We start from the raw sequence: 14,341 nt of genomic DNA, 5'->3' as shown, positions 1-14,341 counted from the left end.
CGATGGAGAAGTCAATGACGACGACACAAGTGCCGGGCAGCCTGCGCCGCTCGGTTTCCAACACCCTGAAGGGCTCGGCAGGCAACCTCGTCGAGTGGTACGACGTCTACGTCTACTCGGTCTTCGCCTCGTACTTCGAGTTCCAGTTCTTCGACTCCGAGGACAAGAACTCGCAGATCTACATCTGGGCGATCTTCGCCGTCACGTTCCTCATGCGCCCCATCGGGGCCTGGTTCTTCGGCCGCTTCGCGGACCGCCACGGGCGTCGCCTCGCGCTCACCGTGTCGGTGTCGATCATGGCCGGATGCTCGTTTGTCATCGCCCTCACCCCCTCCGCTGCCGTCATCGGCGCCGGAGCAGCCATCATCCTCATCGTCTGCCGCCTCGTGCAGGGCTTCGCGACGGGCGGCGAGTACGGCACGAGCGCGACCTACATGTCGGAGGCGGCCATCCGCGGCCGCCGCGGCTTCCTCTCGTCGTTCCACTACGTGACCCTCGTCGGCGGCCACGTGCTCGCGCAGGCGACCCTCCTCATCATGGTGCTGGCCATGCCGACCGAGGCGATCTCAGAGTGGGGCTGGCGCATCGCGTTCGCGATCGGCGGCGTCGCCGCGATCGTCGTCTTCTACCTGCGACGCACCATGGACGAGTCGCTCAGCGAGTCTGCGCTCGAGTCGGTGAAGGACGGCAAGTCCCGCTCCTCCGGCTCGATGAAGGAGCTCATCCTGCACCAGTGGCGCCCGCTGCTGCTCTGCTTCCTCATCACGATGGGCGGCACCGTCGCCTTCTACACGTACTCGGTCACGGGCCCTGGCATCGTGAAGAAGGCGTTCGCGGGCGACGACGTCGTGTCCGGCACGATCCTGAACCTCATCGCGCTCACCGTGCTCATGCTGCTGCAGCCCATCGGCGGCTGGCTGTCCGACATCGTTGGCCGCAAGACGCTGCTCGTGTTCTTCGGCGCAGGCGGCGTGCTCTACACGTGGTTCCTGCTCACCTACCTGCCGCAGCAGACCAACGAGTTCGCGGCGTTCGGCATCCTCGTGGGCGGCTTCGTGATCCTCACCGGCTACACGTCGATCAACGCCGTCGTGAAGGCCGAGCTGTTCCCGACGCACATCCGCGCCCTCGGCGTCGGCTTCGGCTACGCCATGGCGAACTCCATCTTCGGCGGCACGGCGCCGCTCCTCTACACGGCGGCCGGCGAAGCGCAGCAGGTGCCGCTGTTCATCCTCTACGTCACCATCGCGATCGCCGCGTCGCTCGTCGTCTACGTCTTCTTCCTCCACAACAAGGGCGCGAACTGGCTCGACGACGAGAAGGCGATGCGGGCGAGGGACACGGATCGGGACGAGAAGCGCGAGGCGCGTCAGACCGCCGGCGCACGCTGACCCGCGCTGCCTCCGCAGTCCTCCGCAGTCCGTCGCTGACCGCCGCTGAGGCGGAACGCATCCCCACGGCGAATGCAGGCTCGTTTCCGAACGAGCCTGCATTCCTCGTCTGGCTGCGCGACGCCGGAGAACTGGCCGCGCCGCGGCGGAGGTGGAACGGAGGCGGAGCGGGGCGTGCCCGGGCGGGCAACCCCCGAGCCGCGTCCCGGCAGCTGCGGGGACGGCAGGGCCCACGCGCAGGCTTCCACCGTCACGCACCCGTACATTGACGGCATGACTTCCCGGATGCTCCCCCTTCGTTTCGGATCCCAGACAGTGCTCATCACGGGCGCGAGCTCTGGGCTCGGGGCGGAGTTCGCCCGCCAGCTCGCCTCTCGCGGCAGCGACCTCGTGCTCGTGGCCCGGCGCGAATCGAAGCTGGAGAGCCTCGCCGCCGAGCTGCGCGACCGGTTCGGCGTGACGGTGACGACGATCGCCGCCGACCTCGGTGAGCCGGGCGCCGCGTCCGCACTCAGGACCGCGCTCGAGGGCCGCGGAGTGAGCGTGACGAGCCTCATCAACAACGCGGGGTTCGGCACGAGCGGCGGCTTCCACGAGGAGGACCCCGAGCGGGTGCGCGCCGAGATCGCGCTGAACGTCGCGGCGCTCGTCGACCTCACGCACACCTTCATCGCGCAGCTGCGCGCGGGCGACGGCTTCCTCGTCAACGTCGCGAGCGTCGCCGGCTACCAGCCCACGCCGGGCTTCGCCGTCTACGGCGCGACCAAGGCGTTCGTCCGCAGCTTCACCGAGGCGCTGTGGGCCGAGTCGGCAGACACCGGGCTGCGCGTTCTCGCGCTCTCCCCCGGCCCCACAGCAACCGAGTTCTTCGAGGTCGCCGGCGAGGACATCGGCTCCGGCCTGCCGAAGATGACGGCCCGCAAGGTCGTCGGCCTGACGCTTCGCGAACTCAAGAAGCCGAACCCTGGACCCTCCATCGTCCCCGGCCCGATCAACACGTCCCTGACGATCGCCTCGAAGCTCGTCCCGCGGAAGCTGCTGCTGCGCGCCATGAGCCGGGCCTCGCGCTCCCGCTGACGACACGCGCCACGCTCGGCTTACCGCAGCAGCGCACCGATCCCGGCGAAGTGCTGGCTGTACCTGTCGACGAGCTTCCGGGCCACCCCGACCGAGTCGACAAGCGGATGCGCCGCGAAGCCGCGCCAGGCGAGCTCGCGGGAGCCGCGCGTCGCGGCCTCGATGACCAGCCGCTCGGCGGACTTCACCTGCACCATCAACCCGAGCATCTCGCCCTCGACGGGCGCGACCGGCCACGGATGCACGCCATCGGCGTCGACGACGCAGCCGACCTCGACAACCGCGTCGTCGGGGAGCGCGGGCACGAGGGAGCCGTTGCGCACGTTCAGGATCATGGTGGCTGGCCGCCCGGAGGAGAGGGCCGCCATGAGGTCGAGCGCGACGCTCTCGTAGCCGCCGCCCGCGACGTCCTCGACCTCGCGCTCCTCCCCCTCCTCGCGGCTCTCGGCCATGTAGCTCGCCTCGCGCTCGTGGCGGGTACGCATCCACGACTCGAAGGGGTCGGCGCCCGGGTTCGCGAAGAACTCGCCCTGCTGCGCGTCGAGGTACTCGCCCCTGGTCGCGTCCGCGGCGCGGATGCTGGCGTTGGCCTCACGCGTGAACGAGTAGTAGTACAGGTACTCGTTGGGCAGGGCGCCGAGCGCCCGCACCCAGTCGAAGCCGAGGAGGCGCGCCTCCTCGATGCGCTGCAGGGACGTGTCGGACGCGAGCAGCTCCGGCAGGCGCTCGACGCCGTCGACCCGCAGCGAGCGCAGCCAGCCGAGGTGGTTCAAGCCGACGTAGTCGAAGGCGACCTCCGAGGGCTCTCCCCGACCCTCGGGGCCGGCGGAGACGCGGGCCCCCGCAACCGCCGCCGCTCGGCGCATGAGCCCGATCGGGGTGTCGCAGATGCCGACGACACGGTCGCCGAGCACGCCCCGCATCGCCTCGGTGACGATTCCGGCGGGGTTTGTGAAGTTGATCACCCAGGCATCGGGAGCGACCCGCTTGATGGTCTCGGCGAGCGAGACCATGAACGGGATCGTGCGCAGCGCATACGCGAGCCCGCCAGGCCCGACCGTCTCCTGGCCGAGCACCCCCAGCTCGAGGGCGATGCGCTCATCCGCGACCCTGCCGGCCGTGCCGCCCACGCGGACGGCGCTGAACACGAAGTCCGTCCCGCGCAGCGCCTCCTCGAGGTCGGTCGTGACGCTGATGCGCGGCGCGAAGCGCTTCTCGCTCGCGATGCGCTCGACGATGACGCGAATGATCGCCAGCCGCTCCGGCGAGACGTCGTAGAGGCTCAGCTCGTCGATGCGCACGGGCGCCTCGTCGGAGGCCACCGCCTCGAATACCTGGGGGACGCGGAACCCTCCGCCTCCGATGATCGTGAGCTTCACGAGAACATCACCTCGACTTTCGCTGTCCGCAGCACGGCGAGCGTCGCCGGGTCCGCATGGTCTTCCGTGACGATCGCGGAGATGGCGGATGCGCCGCACACGCTCAGCAGACCGACTCCAGGGAACTTCGTGGCATCCGCCAGCACGACCGTGCGCTGCGAGGAGGCGATCATCGCGAGCTTCACGGGCACCTCGGTGCCGGTCGTATCGGAGATCGTGCCGTCTGCTCTGATGCCGCTCGTGCCGAGGAAGCACACGGTCGCGCGGATCTGCGCGAGCGCCTGCTCGGTCAGCACCCCGACCATCGAGCTGTAGTTCTTCCGCACGACCCCGCCGAGCACGATGAGCTCGACGGCGTCGTCGTCGCGGAGCGCGTCCACCACGGCGAGGCTCGAGGTGATGACGGTGATACGTCGCCCACGCAGCTGCCTGGCGAGCAGCGCCGTCGTGGTGCCGATGTCGATGAGGACGACGTCGCCGTCCCGGACGAGCGTGGCTGCCCGCGCCGCGATGGCGGTCTTCTGCGCGCTCTGGTGGGTCGCGACCTCGGCGAACGGCACCCGGTCGGGCTCGACGCCGCCACCACCGCGGACGCGGCGCAGCAGCCCCTCGGCGCTGAGGGCGTTGAGGTCCCGCCGGACCGTCGACGGCGACACCCCGAACTCGACGGCGAGCTCCTCGACCGTGACCTGACCATCCGCGCGCAGCGACTGCAGGATGCGAGCCTGACGCGTCGTGGTGAGCATGCGAGGCATCGTAGCAGTCACCAACGAGCACGTCGCAAGCACGAACGAGCGGGACTTGACGCACGAACGATCACCGCGCAGGATGTGTGAGCAACACCGCTGTTGCTACCGAGAGGAGCCGCGATGGCTTCGGCCCATCACGACACACCCCCGACCCGCTCGGTCGATGGTGCGCGATTCGATGTGGTCCTCGCGGGCTCCGTCTTCTTCGACATCGTCTTCACCGACCTCCACGGCTCGCCGAGCGCGGGCACGGAGGTGTGGGCAGAGGGCATGGGGTCGACGCCGGGCGGCATCGCCAACCTCGCCGTCGCGGCTAGCCGCCTCGGGCTCACCACCTCGCTCGCCTCCGTCTTCGGCGACGACGTCTACGGGCGCTGGTGCTGGGAGCTGCTGGAGGAGCACGAGGGCATCGACCTCAGCCGTTCGCGGCGCTTCGAGAACTGGCACACCGCGGTCACGGTCTCCGTGGCGCAGGACGGCGACCGCAGCATGATCACGCACGGGCACCCGAGCCCCATCTCGAGCGACGCGCTCCTCAGCGACGGCGTCTCGAGCCGCACCGCGCTCGCCGAGCTCGGCGCCATGACGAGCCTCGAGCAGGAGCCGTGGTGGCTGCGCGCGGCGGCCGACGGCACCCGGATCTTCGCCGACGTGGGCTGGGACGACACGGGCGTGTGGGACCGAGCCGTGCTCGAGCCCCTGTCGTCCTGCTACGCCTTCATGCCGAACGAGCGGGAGGCCGTCGAGTACACGCGCACCAGCTCGCCCCTCGCCGCGGCCCGCGCCCTCGCCGAGCACGTGCCCATCGTCGTCGTGACCTGCGGCAAAGACGGCGCCATCGGCATCGACTCCGCGACGGGTGAAGAGGTCCGGGTTCCCGCCGTGCCCGTCCGCGCCCTCGACGCGACCGGCGCCGGGGACGTGTTCGGCGCATCCTTCGTGCTCGGCTCGCTGCGCGACTGGCCGCTCGAGCAGCGCCTCCAGTTCTCGGCGCTCTGCTCGGCCCTCGCCGTGCAGCAGTTCGGCGGATCGCTCGCGGCCCCCGGCTGGGGCGACATCGCCGACTGGTGGGATGCGACGCGCGCCTCGGGAGACACCGAGCTCACGGAGCGGTACGGCTTCCTGCAGGACGTGCTGCCGTCGGAGCGCCCAGGTGCGGTCCGCCGCGCGGAGGCCACGTTCCGCCTCGTCGACCACTTCCCCGGAGTCTGACCGGCGCGCCAGAGCCGACCCAGCCGGGCTGTCGGCACCGCATCCGCGACAATTGACCGCTGGTCCCCCATCGCACGAAACGCACCCTCAGCGAAAGAAGGAAGCCGAACATGAACGAGAAGCATCGGAGAACCGCGGCGGTCGCCGGCGGGTTGGCACTCGCGCTCGCCCTCGCGGGATGCGCGCCCGGCACGGGCCAGCAGGCTGCCCCCGATGCCTCCACGGCGGAGATCAGCACCGATATCTCGCAGGTCGGCGACGTCACGCTGACCGTCTGGGACCAGGAGGTGCGCGGCGGGCAGAACGAGCAGATCGAGCAGCTGAACGCGGCGTTCGAGGAGAAGTACCCGAACGTCACGATCGAGCGGAACTCGCAGGCCTTCGACGACCTCGCGACGACGCTCCGCCTCGCCCTGACCGACGAGAACGCGCCGGACGTCGTGCAGGCCAACAACGGCCGCAACACGATGGGGGCGTTCGTCGAGGCCGGGCAGCTGCGCGCGCTCGACGACTACGCGGAGGCCTACGGCTGGTTCGACCGCTACCAGGAGTCGATCCTGCAGTACTCGACGTACAGCGAGGACGCGAAGGTCTTCGGAGACGGCAACCTCTACGGCCTGCCGCAGGTCGGCGAGGTCGTCGGCATCTTCTACTCGAAGGCGAAGCTCGCGTCGCTCGGCGTCGAGGTGCCGGGAACGTGGCCCGAGTTCGAGGCGGCGCTCGCGACGGCGAAGGCCGCAGGCGAGACGCCCATGCAGCTCGGCAACATCGAGCAGTGGCCGGCGGGCCACGTGTTCGGCCCGCTCCAGGGCGAGTACGTAGATGCGGAGACCATCACGAACCTCGGGCTCGGCAACCCCGGCGCGAGCTGGACCACTCCGGAGAACGTGGAGGCGGCGACCGCGCTCAAGGGCTGGGTCGACGACGGCTACTTCAACACGGGCGTGAACGGCACCGACTACGACGCGGCCTGGCAGGCGCTCGCCGAGGGCAACGGCGTGTTCCTCATCGGCGGCTCGTGGCTCGCGGCCGATCTCGAGGCGAGCATGGGCGACGACCTCGGCTTCTTCGTCCCGAAGACGAGCGACGGGGCGCTCGCGACGACCGGAGGCACCGGACTCCCGTTCGCGATGACCTCCGCGGCAGACAACACGGACGTCGCGGCCGCCTACATCGACTTCCTGACGAGCGACGAGGCCATGCAGATCCTGGCCGACACCGGCAACCTGCCCGTCAACAACTCGGCTGAGCTCGCGCCGGAGTCCGGCGTCTTCGCCGACATCTACGGGGCGTTCGGCGAGGTCACCGAGTCGGGCAGCGTGCTCCCCTACCTGGACTACGCGACGCCGACCTTCGGCGACACCATCGGCCAGTCCCTGCAGGGGCTCATCGACGGGCAGCTCACGCCGGAGCAGTTCACCGAGACCCTCGAGACCGACTACGCCGACTTCATCGCGGCGAATGAGTAGCCTGCGCCCGGTGGCGCCCGCGCAGCCCGAGCGACGCCCCGAATGACGAGCTCGAGCGCGACGGCGCGCGAACGCCGCCCGGCGAAGGGCGCCCGCCGCGGCACCCCCGCCTGGGTGCCGTTCGCGTACCTCGCGCCCGCGTTCCTCCTCTACGGCACGTTCCTGCTGTTCCCGCTCGGCCGGGCCGTGCAGTTCTCGTTCTTCGAGTGGGACGGGCTGGGCGCATCCACCTTCGTCGGGTTCGACAACTACGTGCAGATCGTGCAGGACGAGCGGCTGCGGGAGGCGTTCGGGCACGCGTTCGTGCTGATCTTCTTCTACTCGATCCTGCCCCTCGCGGTGGGCCTCATGCTCGCGGCGATCCTCACGCGGGCGCGGGTGCGGGGCCTCGGCTTCTTCCGCACGCTCATCTTCCTGCCGCAGGTCATCGCGATGGTCGTCGTCGCGGTCACGTGGCGGCAGATCTACGCGCCCGACGGGCCCCTCAACGGGCTGCTGCGCCTCGTCGGGCTGGAGAGCTGGACGCGGGCGTGGCTCGGCGACTACACCTTCACGCTGCCGGCCGTCGGCCTCATCGGCTCGTGGGTGTCGCTCGGGCTCGTGACCGTGCTGCTCATGGCCGGGATGAGCCGCGTGCCGAAGGAGCTCTACGAGGCGGCCAGGCTCGACGGCGCGGGCCCGGTGCGCGAGTTCTTCTCGATCACGCTGCCCTCGGTGCGGGGCGAGATCACGGTGGCGCTGACGCTCACGATCGTCGCGGCGCTCAAGACCTTCGACCTCATCTACGTCACCACGAGCGGCGGTCCTGGCACGTCCACGACGGTGCCGAGCTTCGAGGTGTACCGGCGCGCGTTCGAGCTCGGCGAGGTCGGGGCCGCGACCGCCGTCGGCGCCGTGCTCACGCTCATCGTGTTCGCCATCAACTTCGTCGTGAACCGGATCGGGGACCGCGCATGAACGTCTCCGTGTTCGAGAAGATCGCGAACTACCTGATCCTCGGCGTCTTCGGGCTGGTTATCCTCGGCCCGATCAGCGTCATCGTCACGCTCGCGTTCGGGCCGGAGAACGCGAGCGTCGCGCAGGAAGGGCGCGTCTTCCACTGGGAGAACTTCCCCACGGCGTGGGAGGTCGCGCGGTTCGGGCAGTACATGCTGACCTCGGTCGTCGTCGCCGTCATCGTGGTCGTGGTCGCAGTGCTCGCGTCGATCCTCGCGGGCTACGCGCTCGGCACCATGAAGTTCCGCGGCGCGACGCCCATCTTCTACCTGTTCCTGCTCGGCATCATGGTGCCGACCGAGGCGTTCATCGTGCCCCTCTACTTCGACCTGCGCACCGTGGGCCTCACGAACACGGTGTGGGGCGTCGCGTTCCCACAGATCGCCATGTCGATCGCGTTCGGCACGTTCTGGATGCGCACCTACTTCCGCTCCTCCAGCCAGGCGCTCATCGACGCGGCCAAGCTCGACGGGGCTGGCTCCATGCGCATCCTGTGGCAGGTGCTCGTCCCCATCGGCCGGCCCGCCATCCTGACGCTCGTGCTGCTGACGTTCATGTGGACCTGGAACGAGTTCCTCATCCCCCTCGTGATGTCGCCGAACGGCAGCGTGCGCACCGCGCCACTGGGCCTGGCCTTCTTCCAGGGGCAGTACACGCAGGGCACCGCGCTGCTCGCGGCGGGCGCCATCATGGTCGCGCTGCCCGTCGTCGTGCTCTACATCTTCCTGCAGCGGCACTTCATCCAGGGGATGCTCGAGGGGGCGGTCAGGGAGTAGCTGGGCGGCGCGCGCCTGGCACGTCCCGAGTCGGCTCGCCGGTGTAGTCGGCGAGGAGGGGCGGGGGCAGCGGCCCCTTGATGCGCTGGCCCGCCTGCTTCTCCTCCCACGCATGGGCGAGGATCCCCACGGAGCGGGAGAGCACGAACAGGCCCCTCGCGAGCTCCGGCTCGACGCCGAGTTCCGCGTAGACGATCGCGGAGATGCCGTCGATGTTCATGGGGATGCGCCGCTCCCCCCGTTCCAGGGCCCGCTCCACCGCGAGCCCGGCGGCAAGGTGCCTCCCGGAGATATCTCCCGCGGCGAGCGCGTCCTCCACGAGCGTCAGCAGCGGGTCCCGCCGCGGGTCGCGGGGGTGGAAGCGGTGCCCGAAGCCCGGCACGAACACGCCCCGGCTCTTGTGGTCGGCGATCGCCTCACGGGCGAGCTGATCCAGCGGGACGCCCTCGGTCTCGTGGCGTTCGACGAGGTCGTTCAGCAGCTGCACGCACTGCTGGCCCGCGCCACCGTGCGTGTCCCCGAGGACGTTCACGCCGTTGGCGACGGCCGAGTTGAGGCCGACGCCGCACGTAGCGGCCATGCGTGCGCTCGCGATGGAGGGCGCCTGCGGGCCGTGATCGACGCTCGCGACGAGGGTCGCCTCGAGGAGGTTCGAGACCGTCGCGCTCGGCAGGCTCCCCGTCGTGAGCAGCCAGATCGTGCTCACGAACCCGACGTTGCCGATGACCTGCTCGATCGGATACCCCCGCAGCTCGATCTCCCCCGGGGCGATTCGGGTCACGCTTGTGCTCCACCACGCCGTGGTGTCAGCGACGGTGGGCTGGTCGGCGGGACTGGTGCTGCTGGTCATACGGCTCGCTCCTCGTGGAATGCTCGGATCTGCGCGGCGTCGTAGCCGAGCTCGCCCAGGATCTCGTCGGTGTGCTGCCCGAGACCCGGAGGCGGCATGGTCGGTGCGCTCGGGCGGTCGTCGAGGCGGATGCCGTTGCCGAGCACCCGCAGCGTCTCCCCCTCTCGTCCCGGGAACGGGAGGTCGTGCACGAGCTCACGGTCGACGATCTGCGGGCTCTCGAGCATCTCGGGAACCGTGAGCACCGCCGCCGCCGGCACTCCCGCCGCCGAGAGCCGCTCCTCCCAGTGGGCCGTGTCCTCGGCGCCAAGGGCCGCTTCGATCTCGCTCGTGAGCTCGGCCCTGAATCGCTTGCGGTCCTCCCGGTCGCGGAAGCGGGCATCCGCCGCCAGCTCCGGGCGCCCGATGACCCGCGTCAGGGCTTCGAACTGCTCCTGCTTGTTCGCGGCGATGTTGAGCGCCCCGGTCGCCGTCTGGAAGGTGCCGGACGGCGCGGCAGTGCCGTTGTCGTTGCCGAGCGCTCGGGGCACCTGGCCGGCCACGAGGTGGTTGGAGACGACCCAGCCCATGGCGGTCACGGCGGTCTCCAGCATCGACACATCGATGCTGGATCCCTCGCCCGTGCGCTCGCGCCCGTGCAGTGCCGAGGTGATGGCGAACGCGGCCGCGAGCCCGCCGAGCGTGTCGGCGATGGGGTAGCCGGCTCGGAGCGGGGAGGTCTCCGGCGTGCCGGTGACGCTCATCATGCCCGAGCCGCCCTGGATGATCTGGTCGTAGGCGGGCTTGGATCGGAGCGGCCCCGTCTGCCCGAATCCGGAGATCGCGCAGTACACGAGGCGTGGGTTGATGGCGCGCAGCTCCTCCCAGCCGAAGCCGAGACGCGCGAGCACCCCCGGCCGGAAGTTCTCGCAGAGCACGTCGGCCTCGGCGACCAGGCGGCGCATGACCTCCTTGCCCCCGTCCGACTTCAGGTCGAGGGTGATCGATCGCTTCTGGGCGTTCTGCGCCAGGAACGAGACCCCCATCAGCTCGCTGTTCAGCTCCGAGTCGGACCCGAGGCTCCGTGCGAGGTCTCCCCCCTTCGGCACCTCGACCTTGATGACCTCGGCCCCCATGAGGGCCAGCTGGTAGCACGCGTACGGCCCGGCGAGGACGTTGGTCATGTCGAGCACGCGCACCCCCGCGAGGGGTCCCGATGTCTTGTCCGTCAAACCGTGACTTCCTTTCTGGTGGCGAGCTTCGCGCGGATGACGCGCACGATGACGAACGCCACGGTGATCGCGAGAACGGAGTAGAGGGTGATGGTGATGGGGCTGTCGATCAGCACGCTCGGGTCGCCCTCGCTGACCGCCATCGCGCGGCGGAACTCCGTCTCGGCGAGCGGCCCGAGGATGATCGCGATGAGCATCGGGGCGACCGGCAGCCCGTAGCGCCGCATCGTGAAGCCGATGAGGCCGATGACGACGACGAGCACGAGGTCGAGGATCTTGCCGCTCGTGGCGTAGACGCCGAGCATCGCGAAGAGCGTGATGCTCGCGTAGAGGTAGTGACGCGGGATCTTGAGCAGCTTCGCCCAGAGCGGAGCGAAGGGCAGGTTCAGGATGAGGAGCACGACCATGCCGATGAAGAAGCTCGCGAGGAGCGCCCAGACGAGCTCGCTCGACCGCTCGAAGAGCAGCGGCCCTGGCTGCAGGCCGTACTGCCGGAAGGCGGCGAGCAGGATCGCGGCGGTCGCCGAGGTCGGCAGTCCGAGCGCGAGCAGCGCACCCATCGCGGTTCCGGCGGTCGCGTTGCCAGCGGCCTCCGGGCCTGCGACGCCCTGGATGGCGCCGAGGCCGAACATGGGCTTCTTCCGGCGCTTGTCGAGCCTGCGCTCGGTCCCATAGGCGAGGAACGTTGGCACCTCGGCGCCGCCGACGGGGATGATGCCGAACGGAATCCCGATCGCGGTGCCGCGGAGCCATGCGGGCATCGCCTGGCGAAGCTCGCGGAGGGACAGCCAGAGGCGCCCCTTCGACTGGATGAGCCCCGTGTCGTCGGAGTAGCCGCGTCGGCCGGCGACCGCGAAGACCTCGCCGAGGGCCAGGAGTCCGACGGTGATGACGACGATGTCGATGCCGTCGAACAGCTCCGGGATGCCGGCCGTGTAGCGCGAGGCGCCCGAGATGGAGTCGATGCCGACGACCGAGATCGCGAGGCCGAGCACGAGGGCGGCGAGGCCGCGGATGATCGACTGCGTCACGACGGCGGAGATGGCGATGAAGGCGAACACGGCGAGCGCGAGGTACTCGGCGGGGCCGAACAGGGTCGCGAGCTCGGCGAGGCGGGGCGCGAAGAAGACCACGAGGATCGACGCGAGGATGCCGCCGATGAACGCGCCGATGGCCGACGTCGCCAGCGCCTGCGCCGCGCGACCGTTCTTGGCCATGATGTGGCCCTCGATGGAGCCCGCGATGGCCGTGCTGTTGCCCGGGGTGTTCATGAGGATGCCGGCGATGGAGTCGCCGAAGAGTCCGCCGAAGAGGACACCCGCGAACATGATGAACGCGCCGATGGGGTCGAGGGAGAAGGTGACGGGGAGCAGGAGGGCGACGGCCATCGCGGACCCGAGGCCGGGGAGGACGCCGACGGCGGTGCCGAGCACGGCACCGATGAGCACCCACAGCATGTTGATGGGGGTGAGGACCGTCAGGAACCCCTCCCCGAGATTGGCGAGCGTATCCATCAGAGGACTCCTACGAAGATGCCGGGGGGCAGGTTGAGGCCCAGCCCGATCGAGAACGCGATCTGCACGATGGAGGACATCGCGAGGGCGAGGAAGATGTCGAAGAACGGACGCCGGCTTCCGAGCGCCCGGGAGATGCCCCAGAAGAGGAAGGCTCCGGAGAGCAGCCAGCCGAGCGGGGTGAGCGCCGCGATGAACACGATGGTCGTGCCGAGGGCGCCGAGGAGCGAGCGCACGTTGGTGCGGGGGCGGATGTGCTCGGCCTGCAGCTCGCGGTCCTGGGCGACGGCGAGCTCGTCGAGGTCGTAGTCGGGATCCTCCTCGATCACTCGCCGCTCTCCGCGCAGCTCGGCCTGATCGGGTTCGGCGACGCGCTCCGGCTCCGGGTTGCGGATCACGTCGATGGCCAGCAGCACCGCGATCACGAAGACCGCGACCGTGACGATGGCCGGGAAGACCTGCGGCCCTGGCTGCGAGACGTTGCCGGGAACGTCCATGGTGATCGTGCCGATGGTGAGGCCGATGCCGGTCAGCGTGAGGATGCCGGGCACGACGAGGCCCGTTCGGCGACGCCACCAGCCTGGCCTGGAGGTGGTGTCGTGCTGCGTCCACGCGGAGGTGGGGATGACGCCGGTCATAGTCCGAGCTCCTCGATGATCTGGTCGACTCTCGCCTGGTCTTCCTCGATGAACGCGGCGAAGTCGTCTCCCGTGAGGAGGGCCGGCTCCCAGCTGTTGCGCTCGAGGGTGTCCTGCCACTCCGGCGTCGCGGCCATCTCCTCGAAGATGGCGACGAGCTGGTCCCGTTCGGCCTCCGTGATGCCGGGAGGCGCGACGATGCCTCGCCAGTTCGGGAGGTGCACGTCCACGCCCTGGTCGATGAGCGTCGGGACGTCGATGCCGTCGATCGGCTCCTCAGCGGAGACGGCGAGGGCACGGAGGTTGCCCGCCTCGATCTGGTCGCTGAACTCGTTGTAGCCGCTGACCCCGATCGCGACGGTGTTGGAGAGCAGCGACGTGAGCACCTCTCCGCCGCCCGCGTAGGAGACGTAGTTGATGTCGCCCGGGTCGATGCCGGCTTCCTCGGCGACCAGTCCGGCGAGGAGGTGGTCGGTCCCGCCGACGCCTCCCCCGCCGATCGCGACGGAGTGCGGGTTCTGCTTCCAGTCGGCGATGAAGTCGTCGAGCGTCTCGTACGGCGAGTTCGCGGGGACGATGAAGACCTCGTAGTCCTCGGCGAGGCGTGCGATGGGGGTCGTGTCCGACAGGTCGACGGTCGACTTGTTGACGTTGATGGCGCCCATCATGACCGTGCCGGTCATCATGAGGTTGGTCGGGTCGGCGCCGAGGCCGACGAACTGGGAGAGGCCGATCGTGCCGCCAGCTCCTGGCACGTTGACGACCTGCACGTTGTTCACGATGCCGCCGGCCCGGAGCGCCTGCTGCGATTCCCTGGCCGCGAGATCCCAGCCGCCGCCCGGGGCGGAGGGCGACATGAAGGTCAGTTTGGTGCTGGGGTCGGTCCCCGTCGTCGATTGGCTCGCGTCGAACGCGGCCACTCCGACGAGCACCATGGTCGCGGCGATGCCCACCGCGCCCATGAGCTTCCGTTTTGCTGTCACGATCACTCCCTTGTGATTGACTGTCCACACAGCGGACATATCTGTCCACCAGATGGTACGCTAGTGTGACCGGGCAAGCAAACGATCCGAAGCCGG

Annotated in this window: 13 protein-coding genes; 6 read left to right on the top strand and 7 right to left on the bottom strand. The window is 69.7% G+C overall.

What is annotated here, in order from left to right; all coding sequences use genetic code 11:
* The first annotated feature begins 14 nt into the window (after positions 1 to 14).
* On the top strand, positions 15 to 1,391 hold the full coding sequence (locus ITJ61_RS15595) for an MFS transporter (protein ID WP_228497125.1): 1,377 nt from the start codon (positions 15 to 17) through the stop codon (positions 1,389 to 1,391).
* 273 nt (positions 1,392 to 1,664) lie between these two features.
* A complete protein-coding gene (locus tag ITJ61_RS15590) occupies positions 1,665 to 2,468 on the top strand; it encodes an SDR family NAD(P)-dependent oxidoreductase (RefSeq protein ID WP_228497124.1) in 804 nt (267 codons plus the stop codon).
* Positions 2,469 to 2,488: 20 nt separating this feature from the next.
* Here the strand turns inward: ITJ61_RS15590 and ITJ61_RS15585 are convergent, their stop codons facing one another.
* Together ITJ61_RS15585 and ITJ61_RS15580 are read right to left on the bottom strand one after the other, a co-directional pair.
* Positions 2,489 to 3,847 (bottom strand): 6-phospho-beta-glucosidase, encoded by a 1,359-nt coding sequence (locus ITJ61_RS15585; protein WP_194686792.1) that lies wholly within the window; start codon positions 3,845 to 3,847, stop codon positions 2,489 to 2,491.
* The gene (locus ITJ61_RS15580) at positions 3,844 to 4,593 is read right to left on the bottom strand and encodes a DeoR/GlpR family DNA-binding transcription regulator (protein ID WP_104240581.1); all 750 of its coding nucleotides are present in this window, start codon (positions 4,591 to 4,593) and stop codon (positions 3,844 to 3,846) included. Before ITJ61_RS15580 ends, ITJ61_RS15585 begins: the two co-directional genes overlap by 4 nt.
* Before the next feature lie 123 nt (positions 4,594 to 4,716).
* On the opposite strand from ITJ61_RS15580, the gene ITJ61_RS15575 reads away from it, so the two are divergent.
* From ITJ61_RS15575 to ITJ61_RS15560, 4 genes are all read left to right on the top strand, one after another.
* A complete protein-coding gene (locus tag ITJ61_RS15575; RefSeq protein ID WP_194686791.1) occupies positions 4,717 to 5,808 on the top strand; it encodes a carbohydrate kinase family protein in 1,092 nt (363 codons plus the stop codon).
* A gap of 110 nt (positions 5,809 to 5,918) precedes the next feature.
* Complete coding sequence (locus tag ITJ61_RS15570; RefSeq protein ID WP_104240579.1) at positions 5,919 to 7,277, top strand: ABC transporter substrate-binding protein; 1,359 nt, start codon at positions 5,919 to 5,921, stop codon at positions 7,275 to 7,277.
* A 42-nt stretch (positions 7,278 to 7,319) separates the two neighbouring features.
* Complete coding sequence (locus ITJ61_RS15565) at positions 7,320 to 8,234, top strand: carbohydrate ABC transporter permease (protein WP_104240578.1); 915 nt, start codon at positions 7,320 to 7,322, stop codon at positions 8,232 to 8,234.
* Positions 8,231 to 9,049, top strand: coding sequence for a carbohydrate ABC transporter permease (locus ITJ61_RS15560; protein ID WP_104306176.1), 819 nt, complete (start codon positions 8,231 to 8,233; stop codon positions 9,047 to 9,049). Before ITJ61_RS15565 ends, ITJ61_RS15560 begins: the two co-directional genes overlap by 4 nt.
* Here ITJ61_RS15560 and ITJ61_RS15555 read toward each other — a convergent pair.
* Genes ITJ61_RS15555 through ITJ61_RS15535 form a run of 5 tightly spaced genes read right to left on the bottom strand, consistent with a single transcriptional unit; the run spans position 9,039 to position 14,245 of the window.
* Positions 9,039 to 9,899, bottom strand: a complete 861-nt coding sequence (locus ITJ61_RS15555) for a citryl-CoA lyase (protein WP_194686790.1) — start codon at positions 9,897 to 9,899, stop codon at positions 9,039 to 9,041. The two genes, ITJ61_RS15560 and ITJ61_RS15555, sit on opposite strands and share 11 nt — an antisense overlap.
* Positions 9,896 to 11,110, bottom strand: coding sequence for a CaiB/BaiF CoA transferase family protein (locus tag ITJ61_RS15550; RefSeq protein ID WP_228497123.1), 1,215 nt, complete (start codon positions 11,108 to 11,110; stop codon positions 9,896 to 9,898). Before ITJ61_RS15550 ends, ITJ61_RS15555 begins: the two co-directional genes overlap by 4 nt.
* Positions 11,107 to 12,624, bottom strand: coding sequence for a tripartite tricarboxylate transporter permease (locus tag ITJ61_RS15545; RefSeq protein ID WP_104240575.1), 1,518 nt, complete (start codon positions 12,622 to 12,624; stop codon positions 11,107 to 11,109). The genes ITJ61_RS15550 and ITJ61_RS15545 overlap by 4 nt, the downstream gene beginning before the upstream one ends.
* A complete protein-coding gene (locus tag ITJ61_RS15540; RefSeq protein WP_104240574.1) occupies positions 12,624 to 13,262 on the bottom strand; it encodes a tripartite tricarboxylate transporter TctB family protein in 639 nt (212 codons plus the stop codon). The genes ITJ61_RS15545 and ITJ61_RS15540 overlap by 1 nt, the downstream gene beginning before the upstream one ends.
* A complete protein-coding gene (locus ITJ61_RS15535; RefSeq protein WP_258063047.1) occupies positions 13,259 to 14,245 on the bottom strand; it encodes a Bug family tripartite tricarboxylate transporter substrate binding protein in 987 nt (328 codons plus the stop codon). The genes ITJ61_RS15540 and ITJ61_RS15535 overlap by 4 nt, the downstream gene beginning before the upstream one ends.
* Positions 14,246 to 14,341 lie beyond the last annotated feature (96 nt).

The organism is Pseudoclavibacter sp. VKM Ac-2888, assembly GCF_015351285.1.
In the GTDB taxonomy this organism is placed as follows: domain Bacteria; phylum Actinomycetota; class Actinomycetes; order Actinomycetales; family Microbacteriaceae; genus Pseudoclavibacter.
The sequence above is the reverse complement of the archived record's forward strand: the minus strand, read 5'-3'. Positions and strand labels throughout refer to the sequence as shown.